The sequence below is a fragment of the Clostridia bacterium genome (assembly GCA_026414765.1).
Classification (GTDB): domain Bacteria; phylum Bacillota; class Clostridia; order Acetivibrionales; family DSM-27016; genus SKW86.
The window spans coordinates 21,549-41,624 of the sequence record JAOAIJ010000012.1; the positions used below are offsets into that span (position 1 = coordinate 21,549).

Annotated in this window: 19 protein-coding genes and 1 pseudogene; 14 read left to right on the forward strand and 6 right to left on the reverse strand. The window is 37.0% G+C overall.

What is annotated here, in order from left to right:
* The first annotated feature begins 817 nt into the window (after nucleotides 1-817).
* The 8 genes and pseudogenes from N3I35_02980 to N3I35_03015 all read left to right on the forward strand — a co-directional run bounded on the left by N3I35_02980 (nucleotide 818) and on the right by N3I35_03015 (nucleotide 7,755).
* Entirely contained in the window at nucleotides 818-1,522 is a 705-nt protein-coding gene (locus N3I35_02980; GenBank protein MCX8129047.1) for a cytochrome c biogenesis CcdA family protein, read from the forward strand.
* Between the two features lie 13 nt (nucleotides 1,523-1,535).
* A complete protein-coding gene (locus tag N3I35_02985; GenBank protein MCX8129048.1) occupies nucleotides 1,536-2,108 on the forward strand; it encodes a TlpA family protein disulfide reductase in 573 nt (190 codons plus the stop codon).
* Nucleotides 2,109-2,120: 12 nt separating this feature from the next.
* A pseudogene (locus N3I35_02990) lies at nucleotides 2,121-2,423 on the forward strand (thioredoxin family protein).
* Between the two features lie 36 nt (nucleotides 2,424-2,459).
* Entirely contained in the window at nucleotides 2,460-3,398 is a 939-nt protein-coding gene (gene trxB, locus N3I35_02995) for a thioredoxin-disulfide reductase (protein MCX8129049.1), read from the forward strand.
* Between the two features lie 31 nt (nucleotides 3,399-3,429).
* Nucleotides 3,430-4,302, forward strand: coding sequence for an NAD(P)/FAD-dependent oxidoreductase (locus tag N3I35_03000; GenBank protein MCX8129050.1), 873 nt, complete (start codon nucleotides 3,430-3,432; stop codon nucleotides 4,300-4,302).
* Between the two features lie 91 nt (nucleotides 4,303-4,393).
* Nucleotides 4,394-4,621: a glutathione S-transferase N-terminal domain-containing protein gene (locus N3I35_03005; GenBank protein MCX8129051.1), complete on the forward strand. Its 228-nt coding sequence runs from the start codon at nucleotides 4,394-4,396 to the stop codon at nucleotides 4,619-4,621.
* 337 nt (nucleotides 4,622-4,958) lie between these two features.
* On the forward strand, nucleotides 4,959-7,427 hold the full coding sequence (locus N3I35_03010; protein ID MCX8129052.1) for an FAD-dependent oxidoreductase: 2,469 nt from the start codon (nucleotides 4,959-4,961) through the stop codon (nucleotides 7,425-7,427).
* Nucleotides 7,428-7,479: 52 nt separating this feature from the next.
* Nucleotides 7,480-7,755, forward strand: coding sequence for a metalloregulator ArsR/SmtB family transcription factor (locus tag N3I35_03015; protein MCX8129053.1), 276 nt, complete (start codon nucleotides 7,480-7,482; stop codon nucleotides 7,753-7,755).
* A 164-nt stretch (nucleotides 7,756-7,919) separates the two neighbouring features.
* Here N3I35_03015 and N3I35_03020 read toward each other — a convergent pair whose 3' ends face one another.
* Together N3I35_03020 and N3I35_03025 are read right to left on the reverse strand one after the other, a co-directional pair.
* Complete coding sequence (locus N3I35_03020) at nucleotides 7,920-8,135, reverse strand: hypothetical protein (protein MCX8129054.1); 216 nt, start codon at nucleotides 8,133-8,135, stop codon at nucleotides 7,920-7,922.
* A 64-nt stretch (nucleotides 8,136-8,199) separates the two neighbouring features.
* On the reverse strand, nucleotides 8,200-8,577 hold the full coding sequence (locus tag N3I35_03025) for a hypothetical protein (protein MCX8129055.1): 378 nt from the start codon (nucleotides 8,575-8,577) through the stop codon (nucleotides 8,200-8,202).
* Nucleotides 8,578-8,928: 351 nt separating this feature from the next.
* Between N3I35_03025 and N3I35_03030 the strand changes: the two genes are divergently transcribed.
* The 4 genes from N3I35_03030 to N3I35_03045 all read left to right on the forward strand — a co-directional run bounded on the left by N3I35_03030 (nucleotide 8,929) and on the right by N3I35_03045 (nucleotide 15,346).
* On the forward strand, nucleotides 8,929-9,582 hold the full coding sequence (locus N3I35_03030) for a helix-turn-helix domain-containing protein (GenBank protein MCX8129056.1): 654 nt from the start codon (nucleotides 8,929-8,931) through the stop codon (nucleotides 9,580-9,582).
* Nucleotides 9,583-10,513: 931 nt separating this feature from the next.
* A complete protein-coding gene (locus N3I35_03035) occupies nucleotides 10,514-12,262 on the forward strand; it encodes a glycoside hydrolase family 13 protein (GenBank protein MCX8129057.1) in 1,749 nt (582 codons plus the stop codon).
* Nucleotides 12,263-12,349: 87 nt separating this feature from the next.
* On the forward strand, nucleotides 12,350-13,900 hold the full coding sequence (locus tag N3I35_03040; GenBank protein MCX8129058.1) for an SPASM domain-containing protein: 1,551 nt from the start codon (nucleotides 12,350-12,352) through the stop codon (nucleotides 13,898-13,900).
* 243 nt (nucleotides 13,901-14,143) lie between these two features.
* On the forward strand, nucleotides 14,144-15,346 hold the full coding sequence (locus N3I35_03045; GenBank protein MCX8129059.1) for an MFS transporter: 1,203 nt from the start codon (nucleotides 14,144-14,146) through the stop codon (nucleotides 15,344-15,346).
* A 180-nt stretch (nucleotides 15,347-15,526) separates the two neighbouring features.
* Here N3I35_03045 and N3I35_03050 read toward each other — a convergent pair whose 3' ends face one another.
* Both N3I35_03050 and N3I35_03055 read right to left on the reverse strand, forming a co-directional pair.
* Entirely contained in the window at nucleotides 15,527-15,649 is a 123-nt protein-coding gene (locus N3I35_03050) for a cyclic lactone autoinducer peptide (protein ID MCX8129060.1), read from the reverse strand.
* A 36-nt stretch (nucleotides 15,650-15,685) separates the two neighbouring features.
* Nucleotides 15,686-16,513, reverse strand: a complete 828-nt coding sequence (locus tag N3I35_03055) for a hypothetical protein (GenBank protein MCX8129061.1) — start codon at nucleotides 16,511-16,513, stop codon at nucleotides 15,686-15,688.
* A 268-nt stretch (nucleotides 16,514-16,781) separates the two neighbouring features.
* Between N3I35_03055 and N3I35_03060 the strand changes: the two genes are divergently transcribed.
* Nucleotides 16,782-17,645, forward strand: coding sequence for an N-acetylmuramoyl-L-alanine amidase (locus N3I35_03060; protein MCX8129062.1), 864 nt, complete (start codon nucleotides 16,782-16,784; stop codon nucleotides 17,643-17,645).
* Between the two features lie 126 nt (nucleotides 17,646-17,771).
* Entirely contained in the window at nucleotides 17,772-18,593 is an 822-nt protein-coding gene (locus N3I35_03065; GenBank protein MCX8129063.1) for a GerMN domain-containing protein, read from the forward strand.
* 88 nt (nucleotides 18,594-18,681) lie between these two features.
* Here N3I35_03065 and N3I35_03070 read toward each other — a convergent pair whose 3' ends face one another.
* Both N3I35_03070 and N3I35_03075 read right to left on the reverse strand, forming a co-directional pair.
* Entirely contained in the window at nucleotides 18,682-18,825 is a 144-nt protein-coding gene (locus tag N3I35_03070) for a hypothetical protein (protein ID MCX8129064.1), read from the reverse strand.
* Nucleotides 18,809-20,047: a PLP-dependent aminotransferase family protein gene (locus N3I35_03075; GenBank protein MCX8129065.1), complete on the reverse strand. Its 1,239-nt coding sequence runs from the start codon at nucleotides 20,045-20,047 to the stop codon at nucleotides 18,809-18,811. Before N3I35_03075 ends, N3I35_03070 begins: the two co-directional genes overlap by 17 nt.
* Between the last annotated feature and the right edge of the window lie 29 nt (nucleotides 20,048-20,076).

Below are 20,076 nucleotides of genomic sequence, written 5' to 3' on the forward strand. Positions count from 1 at the left end.
ATATATAACCGGATAGCGATAAGTTGTTTATTGCTGAAAAATATGGCAAGTACATTGATTTCATAGTATGTAAGAGGTAAGTATACTATTCTTTATAGTCGTAACCATAATTTCTGTTGTTGAAAAACAGTAGTAGGAATACTAAAATGAAAAACAATATTTCGTCATTATCTCCTTTGAAGATGTTGCCGATAAAGCCCATTACACTACCTCCTGCAATATATTTCACTTATATATTATGAGCGTCACTGCAAATGTGTTACAATCGTTAATAAAATTACTAGAAATAAATAAAGAAAGTGGGTGCTACCCACTTTCTTTATTTATTTCTAGTAAAAAAGTAAAAGGAAAATCAATATGAAAAACAATATGGAGCTGTCATTTGTTTTGCAATTACCCAGAGAGATTCTTCTTCGTATATCTAAATAGCTATCGTCATAAAACAGCAGCAAAAAAATAATAATAAAGAAAAGTAATTCAGAGTTGTTGGAATACTTGTTTGTTGCAGGCATATTGCATTCCCCCTAAAACATTACTGTATACAAAAAGCTGGTATCAGCCCGGCAGATACTGGAGATTATAAAAGGATGCCAGACTTCCTACGGCTATATGAATACTCCTATTCACATAATATTCCGGAAAAAAATATTTGTTACAAAATAACGCTGTTTACTATATATAAGATTGGGGTTTTGTGCTAAAATAATTTTAATATACGGGAGGGGGGTATATCTAAAGGTGAAACTAATTTCTTGAATTATTTATATCAAGAAGTGGTATATAGGTAATAGCTGATTTTTGAAAGGAGGGTGATTTGTTGAACACTTTTACGCTAGTACTGACTTTTGTTGAGGGAATTCTAACTTTTATCTCACCATGTATATTACCGCTTCTGCCGGTTTATTTCTTTTATCTGGCCGGAATATCCTCCGGTGAAGAACGGGAAGAGGGAGTCAGAAACAATGTTTTAGCAATAAATTCAATAGGCTTTGTCCTGGGCTTTACTGTAGTATTTGTAGCATTGGGAGCTGCCGCTACTTCTTTTGGACATTTTCTCAAGGGACACAGTGAGTTGTTAAGGGTAACCAGCGGTATAATAATGATGGTTTTTGGAGCTAATTTTTTGCTTATGGGAATACTAAAAAGAAGTTTTTTAAACTTTGAAAAAAGGTTTGAATATAAATTTAACCGGCTGAAATTTGCGAATTCGATAGTTTTCGGAATAGTTTTCGGATTTGGCTGGACTCCGTGTCTGGGTGCTTTCCTCGGTTCAGCACTTGCTTTAGCTGCAAATGCTGCTACTGTTTTTCAGGGGATAACACTTCTGTTGGCTTATTCTGTAGGCTTAGGCATACCTTTTATTTTGTTTTCCATATTGTTTGAAAGGCTCAAGCAGCAGTTGAAAGAGATACAAAAACACGGAAGGATAATAAATATTATTTCGGGAATCGTATTATTAGCGGCTGGAATTCTTGTATGTGCGGATAAGGTAAAATATCTCGGGAGCCTTACATGGTGGTGAAGGGGGATACATTATGAAAAAAGCCGGCAATGTAATATTTTGGGCAGTAGTTGTGGGGACAGTACTTACCGCTTTATATACATTTTATAATAAAAGCAAACAGGATACAGAGGCAAAACAAGCTCCCAGAATGCAGCAGACCAGGACTGTACAAGAACCGCATCAGGAAGGGCCCCAGGTGCCTGACTTTGAGCTTAAAGATATTAACGGTGATTCTGTAAAACTTTCCGATTATAGAGGAAAAGTAGTAGTGATTAACTTCTGGACCACCTGGTGCAGATATTGTATTGAAGAAATGCCTGATTTTAATGAATTGGGCGGTGAGTTTGAGAAGGCGGGAGATGCAGTTGTTTTGGCTGTAAATGTACAGGAAGGTGCAGATGTAGTAAAAAGCTTTCTTAAGAAGAAAGAATTGCCGTTTTTAAAGATTTTGTTGGACGAAACCGGTGAAGTAGCTGTATCATATGGTGTCTCAGGGTATCCTAATACATATATCGTCGATAAAAACGGAAAATTATATAAATACATACCGGGCAAGACAAATAAAAAAACAGTTTTGGATTTTGTCAATGAAATACGGAGATAATTGGAGGAGTTTATGGGTAACAAGGTTGTTCTAACCGACAGCCAAAGTTTTGATAGCGATGTGTTGAAAGGCAGTTTGCCTGTTGCAGTTTATTTCTACTCAGAGGATTGTGCTCCTTGCACAGCGTTTTCCCCTATATTTGACAGGTTTGCGGAAAAATATGAAGGGCATATGAAGTTTGTCAGAATATTCCGCCAGCAGAATAGACCGCTTGCAGAAAAATATAGTGTGAAAAGCAGTCCTGCCGTCCTTTTTTACAGGGATGGGGAGGAAGTATGTGCACGGCTGACGGGCTACATAACGGGTGCAGAGTTCAGAAAGTCTATAGAAGGTGTAATACAGGGAGCTTGTATAAAAAAAGAAAGGGAAAAGATTTACTGTGATGTTCTTGTTATGGGAGGAGGCCCTGCGGGTTTATCGTCAGCTATATATGCTGCACGGGCCAAGCTGTTTACAGTAGTAGTTGATGAAGGATTGATAGGGGGGCAGGTGGCCACAACCTTCCATGTTGCCAACTATCCGGGCACTAATGGTGTCATTCGTGGGACGGATCTGATGGAGAATATGAAAAAGCAGGCCCTGGATTTTGGAGTACAGATAGATGATCTGAAAGAAATAATTGAGGTAAATCTTAGTGCAGACTGCAGATGCATTAAAACCGAAGATACAGACTATTATCCAAAAAGTGTAATCATAGCTACTGGGGCACAGCCGAGAAAGCTTCCGGCAGAAGGCGAAAAAGAATTCAGAGGCAGGGGTATACATTACTGTGCGACCTGTGACGGAGCATTATATCAGGATGCCGATGTGCTGGTAGTGGGTGGTGGCAACTCGGCAGTTGAAGAGGCAGTGTTTCTTACCAGATATGCCAAATATGTGACAATAATACATCAGTTTGAAAATTTCCAGGCAAGCAAGGCTGCACAGGATGAAGTCTTTAAGAATCCCGGAATCAGAATAATATGGAACTCTGAAATCAGAAAGGTGAGTGGAGAGAATTTTATAAAAAGTGTAACAGTTGAAAACATAAAAACAAAGGAGTTAAGTGAAATACCGGCTGAGGGTGTATTTGTATATATAGGAATGGAGCCTAAAACAGATATGTTTAAAGAGAAAGTAAGCATGGATGAATCGGGATACATTATATCGGATGAGGATATGAAAACAGGCATACCCGGAATATTCGTAGCTGGAGATGTAAGGGTCAAAAAAATACGGCAGATTGCAACCGCTACCAGCGATGGAGTAATTGCCGGCATAATGGCTGAGAGATATATAAACGGAAAGTAGTATAAACAATAAACGGGGGTATGGAACAATGATGTACGATGTTATCATAATAGGAAGAGGCCCTGCAGGTATATCTGCTTCACTTTACACTGTCCGGGCAAACCTGAAGACTCTGGTTTTAGGTAAGCAGGACAGTGCACTGACAAAGGCCGGCAAAATAGAGAATTATTATGGCTTTTCAGATGCGGTAAGTGGACAGGAGCTCCTTGTGCAGGGTGAAAAACAGGCTCTGAGGCTTGGTGTGAAACTTATGGATGAAGAGGTTATTGCTATTGAGAAAAATGACTTTTTTGAGATATCAACTACAAGCACCAACTATACCGGTAAGGCGGTATTGATAGCGACCGGACAGCCGCAAAAGAAAATAAGGATAGAAAATCTTGAAAAATTTGAAGGAAAAGGTGTAAGCTACTGTTCTACTTGTGATGGCTTCTTTTATAACAACTTGAAAGTAGGAGTGCTTGGAGCAAGGGATTATGCCGTACATGAGGCTATTGAGCTTGAAACCTTCTCTAAAGATATAACTATATATACAAATGGAGCAGAGCTGGTGCTTTCAGACAAATTCAAAGACGAAGGCAAAAAATTCAGGGTGAATACAAAGCCTGTCACAAAAATAGACGGAACAGAATTCTTACAGAGGATATACTTTGAAGATGGGACAAGCGAGGAGTTGGAGGGTATTTTCGTAGCAAATGAAACTGCTTCCAGTGTAGATTTTGCAAGAAAGATGGGGGTCATTGCCGACGGCAACTCTATAGTTGTGGACAGGAACCAGCAAACCAATCTTGACGGATTGTTTGCTGCAGGTGATTGCACCGGCGGATTCAAGCAGATTTCCACAGCTGTAGGGCAGGGTGCAATGGCAGGAAGAAGAATGATCGAATATGTAAGGAGTTTGTAAGAACTGCCTAAAGTTTATAGTTTAAGGATTGATAAAAGTGAAAAACTAATTATGAGGATAATTAAGCAAACTATAAACAAGGAGGCTCCATATGACAGTTAAGGTTTATACCACACCGACATGTCCATATTGTACTATGGCCAAAAAATATCTGGAATCTAAAGAAGTGAAATATGAAAGCGTAGATGTTTCTACTAACAGGGATGCTGCAACGGAAATGATAAATAAGTCGGGTCAGAGAGGTGTTCCGGTTTTAGATATCGACGGTAACATAATCGTAGGATTTGATAAGGACAGGATAGACAGTCTGCTGTTTTGAATAATTTTTGTAAGCCCTATGGCCTAAGGTCGTAGGGCTTACTTGTGCATCAGGCAGACATATATATTTTTACCCGGATTACTAAGTAAGATATGCAGCTACTCATGTCAATAGTGCATTGACAAATATGATTACATATCGTAAAATCGTAATATATGGATATATAGAATTACAAAAATTACTTGAGTTGCCATGCCGGCTAAATAAATGCAAGTCCTACAACAAGAGTGTATAAATTTGTTTTCGGGCAAATTTAATCCGCGCGGGATAAATATAAATTTTTTTATGTTTGCCATACCGGTGGTAAATAAATATAAAAGGAAGAGGGGGTTTTTATATGGCTTTAAAGGTTCTTATAGTGGGTGGAGTAGCGGGGGGAGCAAGTGCGGCAGCCCGCTTGAGGAGAATAAATGAAGATGCAGAGATTATTATGTTTGAAAAAGGAGAATACATTTCTTTTGCGAATTGTGGTCTGCCATACTATATAGGTGAGGTGATTTCTGAAAAAGACAAACTGGTTGTGCAGACACCGGAAAAAATGCGGGAGCGTTTTAGTATAGATGTAAGGGTAAATAGTGAAGTGACTAAGATTGATGCTGAAAAGAAACTGGTTGAAGTATTTGACAGCGTGGAAAAAAGGACATATACGGAAAACTATGACAAGCTTATTCTTTCTCCAGGTGCAGAGCCAGTCAGGCCAAACCTGCCCGGGGTTGACTGTCCCAGGGTTTTTACACTCAGGAATATCCCGGACACCTACAGAATAAAGGACTTTGTCGATATGGCTAAGCCTAAACATGCAGTTGTGGTAGGTGCAGGCTTTATAGGCTTGGAGGTAGCGGAAAACCTTCATATGAGGGGGGTACAAGTTACTGTAGTTGAACTTGCGGATCATGTTATAGGGCCATTGGATTATGAGATGGCTGCCATAGTACACCAGCACATGAAATCAAAAAATGTAGAGCTTTATTTAAAAGACGCAGTTAAGGCATTCAGACATGCAAATTCATATACTGAGGTTGACCTTGCCAGTGGAAAGACAATAAAGACAGATATGGTAGTGCTCGGCATAGGTGTTAAACCCGAAACAAGGCTTGCTTCGGATGCCGGGCTTACTGTCGGCAAAACAGGGGGAATTTTGGTAGACGAATATATGAAGACTTCAGATCCGGATATTTACGCTGTAGGAGATGCCGTTGAGGTGAAGGATTTTGTCAGCGGTGGAGCAGCGCTTATACCTCTGGCAGGTCCCGCAAACAAACAGGGCAGGATTGCAGCAAACAATATATGCGGCTTTGAAGAAAGATTTAACGGTACACAAGGAACCTCCATAGTAAAAGTGTTTGATATAACAGTGGCTATAAGTGGAAACAATGAGAGGATTTTGGCAAAGAACGGGATAGATTATGAAAAATCATTTACTCATTCCGCATCACATGCCGGATATTATCCGGGGGCTATCCCAATGTCAATAAAACTGCTGTTTGCAAAGAAGGATGGGAAAATACTCGGCGCACAAATAGTGGGTTATGAAGGTGTTGATAAAAGGATAGATATTATTGCTACTGCAATACGTGCCGGAATGACAGTATATGATCTGGAACAATTGGAACTCGCTTACGCTCCTCCATACTCATCGGCAAAAGATCCTGTAAACATTGCGGGTTTTACCGCTTCAAACATATTGAAACACGATTGCAGAGTTTTCCATTGGAACCAGGTTGACAGTATAGATAGAAACAATGCTGTATTACTTGATGTAAGAACTCCGATGGAGTATAATCTCGGGACAATCGAAGGCTCCGTAAACGTGCCTCTCGATGAGTTGAGGCAAAGAATGGATGAGATTCCCCGCGACAAGGACATTTATATTTTCTGTCAGGTAGGATTAAGAGGGTATTTGGCGTATAGAGTGCTTGCACAGAAAGGTTATGACAGAATAAACAATTTAAGCGGCGGGTACAAGACATACCATTTGGCAGTACAGAAGCAGTCAAATGAGGACATATACAAGTATGATAAAATTACAAAGGACGATGAAATAAGACCTGTAGATTGTACCGGGGGGGATTGCAGGGCGGATGCCGACATAAAGGTCGACGCATGCGGATTGCAATGTCCTGGGCCTATAATGCAGGTGTTCAGCACTATAAAATCCATGAATTGTGGAGAAATTCTGCAAGTAAGGGCTACAGACCCTGCTTTTCAGGAAGATATAAAAACATGGTGTGACAGGACGGGCAACAAGCTCCTGGGTGTTAAATATGAGAATAATGCTTTCTGTGCAATGATAAAGAAGGAGAAACAAGAGACGGTGGCAGCGGCTGGAGTTAAAAAACATGATAAAACCATACTAGTGTTCAGCAATGACCTGGATAAGGCTATAGCCTCATTTATTATAGCTAATGGTGCAGCAGCGATGGGAAGAGATGTAACCATGTTTTTTACATTCTGGGGCTTGAACATTTTGCGTAAATCTGATAATGTTAGGGTGAAAAAGGATTTGTTTGGCAAGATGTTCGGATTTATGATGCCCAGGGGGTCAAGGAAACTTTCACTTTCCAAAATGAATATGGGTGGAATCGGTGCCGGAATGATCAGGTTTCTTATGAGAAGAAAGAATGTTTCTTCGCTTGAGGAGTTGATATACCAGGCTAAAGCTAATGGTGTAAGGTTTATGGCATGTAATATGTCTATGGATATAATGGGTATAAAAAAAGAAGAATTAATGGATGAAGTGGAAATCGGTGGTGTGGCATCATTCCTTGGAGCTATGGAGGACTCGGATATGGGTTTGTTCATATAGGGGCAAAACCGGCAGCTCTGAGGATTACTCATTTATTTGGAGGTTGCATTCAGTGGAGAACATTAAAAAATATGAAGAAAAAGCAGAATTACTAAAAGCACTGTCTCATCCTCACAGGCTTTGTATTATAAAAGGACTTTTGGAAAGCAAATGTAATGTTACCAAGATACAGGAGTGTTTGGGATTGCCTCAGTCTACCGTATCCCAACACCTGTCCAAGTTGAAAGCAGCCGGCATAATAGATGGAGAAAGAAACGGCCTCGAGGTATGCTATAGCGTAGTGAGTGATGATGCGGTGAATTTGATCAGAATACTTTTTAATGAATAAAGAGCAAGAAACAGAAGAAGGCATGTACTAAACCAAGTACATGCCTTCTTCTGTTTCTTGCTTATGTTCCAGTACAGCTTAAGGCCTGTTTATACAAAACTTGAGCTGTATCATTGCCAGAGAAAAATCGGTATTTCAATAAAATTTCATGAAATGGCTGATATCTATATTTCTATATATTCTTCATAGTTAAGGCCGTTTGATTTACAAAAGCGAATTGTTGCGCCTACTATTTTCTTTCCGCCTCCTATACCACTGTTGATGAAACGATGTAAGTGAGAAGGGTCAACGTCCAGTTCACGAGCAAATCTATTATAGTTTCCTGAGAAATATGTTTCCATCAATTCTGCAAGCTTTTGTCTTTTAACTACCACTTTCATCCCGCCTCTCTAAAGATCTGATTATGTATTTTGAATAAACGTATTGGTATCGGATTTTATTGAATTAAGCTGTTTTCATCTTGAGGGCTATGCTCTTACCGGGTCTGAACTCTTCGCAGCATTTGCATTTTATCTTATAATTAGTACCGAAAGTTGACGGTTCCAATATAAGAGATATGTTGCTTTCGAATTTGTGTCCATCATTGCCGTATTGTTCGAAAACCATGCTTACAAGCCCGTTTTCGATTATTTCATCATTGGTATAACTATTAAGGATTATTCGTGTCTGATTGTTTTCAGAATACTCGCATTCATGATTTCTCATCCAGTCAAGAAATGAACGAATCTCATACTCATGGATGGAAAAAACCATAGGATATGCCTTGAGCATGTCCACGTTATTACTTTTGCCTAAAGCGCCTATTAACCATCTTATAAACATTTCTATCCAACCTTCCTTATAACCGGATTAGCTTTATTATGAACACTTGAGCGACACTTGATTACGCTGCGTAAACCATGATATACACCAAAATAAAATACTATCAAAGTTCGTATATGGTACAATAAAAATCAAGATATGTGGTATATCAAAGAGAATTTTCTACATAACTAAATGTCTTTGAAAATTTATAGTATAATGATAACGTACATGTTAATATTACCATTTTGTAACAATAGTGTCAATCATAAATTACAAATTAATTAATTTTGTTCTACAAAATATACAAATTTATCAAAAACTACTATGAAATATTTTCTAAACTTGATATAATATGACGGGGGGGATGAAATGACTAGGTTGGGTGAGTTAATAAAAAGCAAAAGGGAAAGTAGTGGTCTCTCACTTAGGGACTTTTCCGAGAGATGTACATTAAGCCATTCATATATTAAGAACCTCGAGGATGGAGACCCTAGGACGGGTAAAAACATAATACCTACCATTGATTCCCTTGAAAAGATTGCTCCTGCTTTGGAAATGTCCTTGGAGGAACTGCTAAAAAGAATAGGATATATCAGTGACAGTCCGGGTAAGTTTGAACGATCAAACCTTAAGCTCATTAGAGGAAGCAAATCCTTTGAAGAAATATGCAAGGAGATAGCTTCAAAAACTGGAAGCAAGATAAACTCTTCCATATATGAGGCAATAGAAGGAGGAAAGGATAAAAATCCCTCACTTCTTTTCATAGATACTCTTGCAAAGTATGCAGGGGTTGACCGTTCATTCTTCTATAGGGAAAATACTGAAAAAGCATACGAGGAAGCCAAAGAACGCAGCCCATACTATTCCCAAAACGAGAAAAGCTCGTTATCCCATATCAAGGATAAGGATCTTCTGAACTTTATTAACAGCCCCGAGAGTGCAGAATACTTGCAGTTGGCTAAAGACCTGTATGAAAGAAAGATAAAAGTCAAGTTTATAAGAAGTACATTCTTTCAAGAATAAAAAGATAGTAAAGTTATGAACAAGCTGGTGTCATCATATGACAGCAGCTTGTTTTGTGCCTTGACATAATTGAAATAATAAAAATAATTCTTTAATTGTAAGTGAGCCGGGCAGTGTACCGGAGTTGCAGCAACGATGGCTTTTTACCTGTGAATACCTGCTGAACAGGCAGTCAACAGACAAAATAGCAGTCATAGTTAATAGCGGCCAGCAGGTTTGCGTCTCCATGCAAGCATAAGATCCGCATTAACAATGCCGCCGGTATTTGGACACTGGCAACTATTAACTACGATGAACATCCCGTAAAAAAGTTGTAATAAGAGAAATCATAGGGATGATTAATGTTATAAATTTTGAATCCCGTATTGTTATAATACTTAATATTACATTAGGGAGGTCTGAACGTTTTTGCGAATGGTTCGACAGAAAAGAAAGATGGCTTTCCTGCTATGTATGGCCGTTCTTAACTGCTTCTAAACGCTATTTTGCATCTCCATCTATGAATTCCATTACTAGGTAAATTTAGCTTTGTTCATCTAAAAAACTCTTGAAAATTCAACATAAATAATTCCTCTTTAAAATATAATCTACTCTTATGCTGTGCCATTTATATAGTGGTACAGCAAGGGATATATAAATTTTAAAATCTTTTCCAGTTACGCAGATTTGCTTCTTTATGGTACTGTCGGGACTGACGGGGCTACCGTTTGTTTATTGACAAGCTATCTTATCGGATGTAAAATAAAAGGAGAACATGTAAAATTATCCAATATTGGCTATGAATTTACTATAATGTAGTTGCGACACAGTAGTTCAAATAACGGCATTAAAATTATAACTGAGCACGCGAGCTTTGCGAAAGAATTCAATTGGATTCACAAAGAAATATGAAAAATTGTTTTTTATGATTATGTAAAGGGAGGAATTATACTTGAACAAGCATGCAGTATACCACAGAGCAAATAGTAATTACGCTTTTGCAATTGATGAAAAAACATTGGCCATTAGGCTTAGAACAGCTAGTAAGGATATTGACGAAGTTAAAATGCATTATGGGAAATGTTGGGCAAATGTTGATGGCAGATGGGTATGGAGAAAGGAAAAAATAGATTTAAAGATTGAGTACGAAACTGATTTATATACTTATTGGAGAATAGATATTAGTCCAAAAAATTACACACTAAAATATGGCTTTGAGTTAATAAAAGGCCAAGAGAGGTTAATGTACTTAGAAAGAGGATTTTTTAGTGTGGATGATGTATCTATTGAAAATGATATAAACAGCTATTTTAATTTTGCGTATATTAACAATGCAGATGTCTTTAGATCGCCCTCCTGGGTAGAAGATACTGTTTGGTACCAGATTTTTGTAGATAGATTTTGCAATGGAGATAAGAGTAATGATCCTGAAAATGTGCATGAATGGGAAGAAAAAATATTAGGACCTTATGAATTCTACGGTGGAGATTTGGCGGGAATAATACAAAAGTTGGATCACCTAAAAGATTTGGGAATTACCGGTTTATATTTATCACCTATATTCCAGTCACCTTCAAGCCACAAATATGATACTACGGATTACTTTGAAATTGATCCCCACTATGGAACTAAAGAAGAGTTTAGGACTTTAGTTAAAGAAGCCCATTCAAGAAATATTAAAATTATGTTAGATGCTGTTTTCAACCACATTGGTGCAAGTTCTATACAATTTAAGGATGTTATTGAAAAGGGAGAGAATTCAGCATACTATAATTGGTTTTATATTAATAAATGGCCTGTAACTGATGACCAAGGTAATCTTATAGGTGAGAATTATAGGAACTTCTGTGCAGAAATGCCTAAATTAAATACCGAAAATGAAGAAGTAATACAGCACATGCTTAAAGTATCTAGGTATTGGATTGAAGAATTTGATATTGATGGTTGGAGGTTAGATGCTGCTAATGAGGTTGACCATGAGTTTTGGAGAAAATTTAGAAACACTGTAAAAGCATGTAAAAAAGATATATATATATTAGCAGAAATATGGTATGATGCTTATAATTGGCTGCAAGGAGATCAATTTGATGCAACTACCAATTATCCACAAACAAAGCCTATTTTAGAATGGGTAGCCTGCCGAAGTATTAATGCTCTGGATTTTCAGAGAACATATATAGAGGCACTGTTAAGATATAGCGATAATGTGAATAAAACTATGTTTAACTTATTAGATAGCCACGACACTGCCAGATTATTCACTTTTGCAAAGGAAAATATTAATTTATTAGAAATTTGCTATGTACTTTTATATACACTACCTGGAACACCTTGTATTTTTTATGGTTCCGAGTACGCAATTGCAGGAGAACATGACCCATACTGCAGAGTACCAATGCCTTGGGAAAACGAAAAACCAGAATTTTTTGAAACACTGAAAAAGCTCATAAGCTTAAGAAAAGAATATAAAGCCTTAGGTGGAAAAACCGAATTTATTATGGTGAAAGAGGAAGAGATTATTATGAAAAAAGTAAGAGCTGCAGAAGAGATATATTTAATAATCAATCTATCAAATTCAGAGAAGAGCTACGATCTTTCGCCTTATTTTAAGGCTACTGAAACGTTTAAGTTGATGGATGGAAAGAGTGTTAATGTAACTAATATCTCTGTAAAATCAGAAGGTTTTGTACTTTTAAAATAATGAGCAGTGTAAAAACACTAAAAAATTCTTGATCTCTTTCATTTTGCTATTAGGTAAGCATAATTAATTAGAAAGGAACAGTGAAATATGTATAAAAACATAATTGATTTACATACACAGGAATTAGTTAATAAAATTAGAGATGACATCTATAGCTTCAAATCAAAAGATATTAATAATTTTATTTACTTTAAAATTGAAAACAAAAGCTTTTTATTGGATTCGTTTCATAGACTTGCTGTAAAAATTCCTCAAGAGATGGAGCTTCTTTTGCCTCAATATTTCAGCCATGAAGATACTGACTCATCAGACTTAGATTCAGTGATATGTGAAATTCTAAATAAAACTAATGAAAAAGAACTTCTGTCATTGTGTGAGAATTTTAAGCATTCTAGAGATGTTGTTCACAAGAAAATAACCTCGCTAAAAGAAAATCTAAATAATTCTACTTCTTTAGAAGCTAGTGAGACAATTGTTTCGTTTTTAGGCAAACGTCAATGTAACCTTAGGTGCAGATATTGCTTTGTTGAAAAAGATAAGGAAAACAATATTGATATTCAGGATGGTGATCTATCTGAAGAAATTATTAAAACTGCATTAGATTTTACATTGGAAAACAGCAAAAACACTCTTTTTATAAGAATCGACTATTCTCTTGGCGGGGAAGTCTTACTAGACTTTGAAAATTTTAAAAAGATACTTCCAATTTTAAATTCATACAAGAATGATATTGAAGACCAGAAAGACGTAGTAATAGGATTCCTTACAAACGGTACACTTCTTAATGATGAAATAATTGAATGGTTAAATAAAAACCATAATCAAATTGGATTTAGCTTAGATGGCTGCAAGGAAGTTAATGATAGCATGCGAAAATTTGAGGATGGAAAAGGTTCATACGATGAAGCCATAGGTAATATTAAAAAAATTATAAATCTTAATTGGAGATTTGCACCCGGAGTTAGTTCGGTTTTAACTGCAAAAAATCCCGACATTTTAAAAAACTTCCTTGATCTTTGGGATATAGGATTTAGAGTTATTATAACCAAGCCGGTTAGATCTAGTGAAGATAATGATTTTTCTATATCAAATAACATGGATAAAATAAAAGCTTCATATACCAACTTTGCAAACTTTTTAATTGAAAACTGTAAAAAAGGTAATTTTGAATACTTAAAGGCAATTTTATATCCCATTGATTTCTTCGGCAGGTTCTTAATCAGGATATTTATAAGAGATAAAATATTTATCAAAAGATGTGCAGCTGGCAAAAAAATATTTAGCATTAGAAATAATGGTGACATTTACCCTTGTGACAGTTTTAATGGCATGGGAATGCATTTGCTTGGCAATATAAACAACAGATCTATCGATGACACAACATTCAGGATTCCATTTGTAGATGAAATTGAAAAGTGTTCTAATTGCTGGGCCAGGTACTTATGTGGTGGACCATGTGCATATACCCAAACAATCAACGGTGGAGACAGAATTATAGAGTCTGAATGTGAACTTACAAAATTTATATTAATGTTATCTTGCTATCTGTGGAGTGAAGTCAAATCAGTTTCCTCAGAAGAAGAACTGAAGGACTTAAATGATTTTATATCACTTGTAACCCATGCAACTAGTTGGTAATTTCCCTAAATATCATTTGAAAGGATGTGAATAGAATGTCAAATATCGTTACATTTAGTGAATACCTTTGTCTACTAAATGAGGAAGAAGACATATTAGCAATCGCAGTGTGCTAATTATCCGGTAATTGTTGTTGAAGAAGCTTGACACAAAGTCAAGCTTCTTCAAAGGTTATTGACAATTTGTCAAAAATGACTTATGTTATGTGGCACCATCTAAAATTTCAGTAGAGGAGAGTTTTATTTGAAGAGATTAAGAAATACTAAAATCATTTTTTTTATATGTTTATTTTTAAACCTAAATTTAATCATGTCTGTTCAAGCTGTATATTTGAAGACTTTAGGAATCTCCGCATCATTTATATCTATGCTATACGTTATTTCTCCAATATTCGGCGCAGCTCTTGAAGTACCTACAGGAGTTTTAGGTGATTACATTGGACGAAAAAAAACTCTTATTTTATGTGGATTTTGTTTTAGTGCATCAGCTTTACTATACCTTTTAGGAAAATCGCCCATTCATTTCCTAATGGTGGTTTTTCTGGAAGCATTGGGATGGAGCTTGTTTTCTGGCAATACAGAGGCTATTGTTGTGGAGGATTCACTAGCTAAAAAAACAGATATAAGCAAACAAATTGCTTTTTTTTATACTGGTCTCCCTTTAGGTGCAGCAATAGCAGGCTTCTTAAATACAGGGGTATCAATATATCTAGGTAATATTAACTTTAAAGTAATAATTCTATTATCTGTAGTAACAAAACTTATTGCATTAGCCTTAACTTTTTTTGTTAATGTTACTCCTTCTCAAATAGAGAAATCTAATAAATCCAACCCGTTTAAAGTTCTTGCAGATAGTATTTCATTAATAAGACGTGACTTTTTTTCATTGACTATGATAGTATATGAAGCTTCTGGAAGACTAGTCTTTTACTTGCCAATAATTATACAAATGCTCTTGCTGAAAAATGATGTGGATCTTAAATACTTTGGATTTCTCATAGCAACTACCCTGGTAATATCCACAGTGTTTCAAAACTTTTCTCATATAATAATTGAAAAGCTTAGTATTGAATTTATACTCAAAATTTCCCCTTTTGGTTTTGCAATTGGCCTGGCAATACTTTTAATCCCCAATCCAGTTGCAACTATCGCTGGTATGATTATGGTAGAAATAATCTCGCCACTTAGAGGACAATGTTTGGGAATACAGAGAAATAGAGTTGTCGAAAATAGCTATAGGGCTACGTATATATCTTGTTTATCCTTGCTGGTATCATTAGTTAACACCGTGTTTCTTATGATTGCAGGATTCTTTCTAGAATACTCTATTCAATTAGCTGTTGGTTTTCTTTTATTAATTTGCTTAATTGGCGGTCTTTCTACTGTAAGATTTATTACAAATATACCAAATGAAGTTAAGAATGAAGAACAAAAACAGGTTGTGTAGTAAAATTGGGAATGGCCATAGTACTTACCTGTGGTCATCCCTATGATCCTGCCTGTATCCTCCTGAAATAATCTTGTATTAACCACTTCAAGCAATATTTAGCAATGCAAGTACTACACTTAATTTAGTATACATAGAAAAAGAACACGGTACATACCGTGTTCTTCAATCGGGCGGGGATTAAGGCTTCAAACATTTGGGTTCCTTAGGTTGATACCAAAAGAAGTAAGATGCGCTAGAAGCAGCTAACATAGCACATATAGCTGCTAAACCTGCTAAGAGTCTGAGAATTTTTTGCTTCATTGTAAACATCCCCCTACCTAAATATATTAAGTTTTTCTATTGGTGCTCATCATCATAATAGCCTCGTTCTCGTAAAGTTATGTCTATTAATTCTGCTGCGTAATCAGCATTGCCGTCTATAATTAGTTGTTTTAAATGATGTAACTCTATATCATGAATATTTTCTTTCATAGAAATTTTCTGTCTGAGGTTGAAAATATAACTTATAAGCCAGAAAGAAAAGCTAATAAGTAAAACTGCATTTACGGCAATTAATAATATTGAAGATGCAGAAAAATCTCTAACATATGTTCCTTTTTCATCAATTAAGAGTATATTTCCTGTAATTATTATTAGATAAACAATCATTATTATTAAGTCTGGCAAGAATAATTTATTCTCTCTTACATTTACCTTTTTTACTTTCAAAACAATTACTATAGAGGCGATTTGAAATATTCTATCTGGTAAGGAAAAAATAAATTTATAAAGAACATGATTGTAAACATCGTTATATGTAAAACCACTTAATTTTATAAGGATTGGATAAAACAAGAACTCACTTGCCATTACAACTAAGGATGATAGAAAAAAGCCAAAAAATAATGAAAAAGGTTTTTGTTTAAATACTAGTGTCATTATTACATAAAATAATAATGTATTAAGTATAAAACGGAAGGAAAATGTAAAGAAAACATTTACAGTTAACGACGAAATAACCATTAATATGGCGCATAAAAAAATTCTAAGTATATTGTTCCTATTCTTAAAACTCAATAAGTCCTTATTTCCTGATACTATTAAAGTAGTAATTACTGTTAAGAGTTCCTCTGGAAAACTTACAAACAGTGCAGAAGTAACTAGTGTTTGAAGCATTGTATCCACACCTTCCTCACATAAAATACAATCATTCCGCAACAGAATGTTGCTTGTCTATAAATGAATAAAACTGCTCTGGACAAAGCAGTTTTTATATAGTAATTTTTTTCCTTATACTTATATTACAATAAAATTACAAAAATGTAAACACGTATTCCGAGAATTTCCCATAAATATATAATATTATACAAAAAACTGTCCGCTATTATATGATATAATCTATAAATAGTTTTGGAGATATCTTATTTTTCATATATTCTAAGGGGAGCGAAACATGAGAAAAGGGAGTTTTAGCAGAATAATGCTTTGTTTATTTATCATATCGGCACTGTCTGCTGGCTGCGGAAGTGAAAGGCAGGTAGAAAACCGTAAAAACGTGCTTGTGAATAAAACGGGAAATAATAGTGTGGACGCGGCTTCTCAGGGTAATGCAAAAAAAAACGGCACAACGCACGCCGGGGATAAAAAGAATAGTGCCGGATCAGAGATTAAGGCTAAAAGCCTGCTTGCGGGCAGGACCATTTGCATAGATCCCGGGCACCAGTTGAAGGGGAACAGCGGGCAAGAACCGATTGCGCCAGGCAGCAATATTATGAAGGACAAAACAACTTCCGGAACATCCGGGGTTGTGACAAAAATTCCCGAATACGAGCTGAATCTGCATATTTCACTGCTGATAAAGAAGAAGCTGGAGGAGCATGGGGCAAGGGTCATAATGACCCGCGAAACAAATAATGTAAATATCAGCAATATAAACAGGGCGAAGATGGCAAACAAGAGCAATGCCGGACTGGCCGTAAGGATTCACGCAGACGGGGCTGCTGACAGTAAAATAAGAGGGGCATCGGTGCTCTATCCCGGGGGAAAGTATATTAAGGACGGCGACATGCTGAAAAAGAGCAAGATCGCTGCGAAAAAAGTAACCGAGAGCATTAGGAAGAATTCGGCTGCAGTATCTGTGAAATCGGTGGAGAGGAATGATCTGACGGGATTTAACTGGTCTGAGGTTCCTGTTATACTGGTTGAAGTCGGGTTTATGTCAAACCCTGCTGAAGACAGGTTGATGAAAACAAAGAAATACCGTGAGAATATGGCAGAGGCAGTGGTACTCGGTATTGTAGAATATTTTAAGAGTTGACTTTCATGATGTGATTATACAATACATGGTCACTATGGGACAAAAATTTATTTGACTTTAGAATACTGGAAGCGTTGCTGGCATAAGAATATCGTATAAAAGATTTTATTGTGAGGTGGCCAGATAATGCGAAAGGTTGTAAGTATTGCTGTTGTATGTTTTATGATAATTACTGTATTTTCAGGATGCGCTATACTACAAAAGCTCGGATTGCAGGAGAGCGATAATGATGAACTTCGCCCGGTAAGCAGTATTGCTATAGGCGAGGATGAAGCAAAAAAACTTAGTGATAATACTCAGATACGCCTTTACTTTGCCAATGCGGAAAATAAGAAGCTTAAGTTGGAAATAAGGTATATTCCAATGAGCGAAGCAAAGAAAAGTGTAAGCAACCTGGCAAACGTGATAGTAACCGAGCTCATAAACGGACCAAGCAAGGATAGCGGACTGAAAGCCACAGTTCCGAAGGAAGCTAAGCTTGCTTCAAAGGTAAAGGTAGATACCGAAACAGCAACAGCAACTGTTGATTTCAATAATGATTTTATTAGTAAGCATCCCGGAGGCAAAGATGCAGAAAGGCTTACTATTTATTCCATAGTTAATTCGCTTACCGAATTGAAGGAAATTCAAAAAGTAAGATTTACCATTAACGGAAAGAAAACAAAGGAGTTCAAGGGTAATTTCCAGTTCGACGTCCCGTTCCCAAGGACAGAATCTTTAATAAGCAGGGAAATAGCCACTCCAAGCTCTGTTACAACAACTGATGCGAAAGATATAAAAAAGGATGGTACAGAAAAAGACACAAAGAAAACAGATGAAAAGAAAAAGGATGACAAGAAGGATGGAACAAAAACCGGGGACAGTGAAGAAATGCTGGAGGATGACGCAAGCGGCGCTTTTGGGGATGAAGATGTTATAGAGCAGCTCGATGGCGAACCCCTTGAATAAAGATACTTTTTAGAATAAGCCTGACAGGCTTATTTTTTTTGTATCCAACCAGGGACCCTGCATGCAGCAAGCCCTGGTTGGATGCTTGTTATAGATACAGAAACATCCCATATAATTCATAAGGCAGTACATTTTCAGGATATACTGAGAAGCTGTTTTCTACATAATGATTGAATATGCCCATTACTTCTTTACGGTATTCGGCTGTCATCCGTTCAAACCTGATATCCATGTTTATTTATCTCCGTTGGAGTTGAATTATGTGAATTATACATTTCTTCAATGCAGGAGCCCAATCGTCTGATGCCCTCTACGATTCTTTCCTCTGGCATGTTTGAATAGTTTATTCTCATAGTATTTTCTTTTGGGATGCATGGGAAGAAAGAACCACCGGGAACAAAAGCAACTCCCGTTATAAGACTTCTTTTAAGCAAGGCTCTGCTGTTTATGCACTCAGGAAGCTCAGCCCAGGTAAAGAGCCCTCCGCCGGGTCTGTTGAATTTCGCATAAGACGGAAAATATTTTTCCATAGCTTCAACTATTGTATCTCTGCGCAACTTATAAACCTCACGGAGCTTTAGAATCCGTTCATCCAGGTTGTATTCCTCCAAATACCGGTTTAGCTGTATCTGGCTTATGGTGGAGGTGTGGAGGTCGGCGCCCTGCTTTACCAGAGCAAGTTTTTCTATAATCCTTGCTTCGGCTGCTGCCCAGCCGATGCGCATTCCGGGGCAAAAGGTTTTTGAAAACGTACCTAGATAGATGACCTTTCCGTTTTTATCCATTGATTTTACCGACGGTTGGATTTTGCCATCGAAGCTCAATTCGCCGTATGGATTATCCTCCACTACAATAACTTTGTGCTTTTCTGCCAGTACGGCAAGAGCTTCTCTTCTTTCTACAGACCATGTCCTTCCTGTAGGATTTTGGAAGTCGGGTATGACATAAATCAGTTTTTTACACGGATTGGCAGACAGGGCTCTGTCAAGCTCTTCCGGCAGCATACCCTGACTGTCTGTGGGGACTTCTACAAATTTCGGGCCGTAAGCCCTGAATGCATTCAAAGCACCCATGTAGGAGGGACTTTCACAAAAAATTGCATCTCCTTCATCGATGAAAGCCTTGCCTATCATATCAAGTGCTTGCTGAGAGCCATTGGTGATCAGGATCTCGTCTGAGCTGACAGAAGTTTTGAATATCCTGTTCATCCTGCCGGCGATTTTTTTCCTCAATGGGATATAACCCTCCGTAGTAGAGTATTGAAGAGCTTTTTGGCCTTCTTCAAGTAGCACTTTTACAGATATTGCAGCCAGCTCTTCGGTAGGAAAAAGCTCCGGAGCCGGGAGGCCTCCGGCGAAGGATATGATCTCGGGATTTTCCGTTATTTTTAGAAGCTCTCTGATCTCAGATGCTCTGATGTTTTCCATACGTTTTGCAAAGTTAAAAGTTTTCATATAGTTGTCCTGCCTTTCTTCAGACCGGT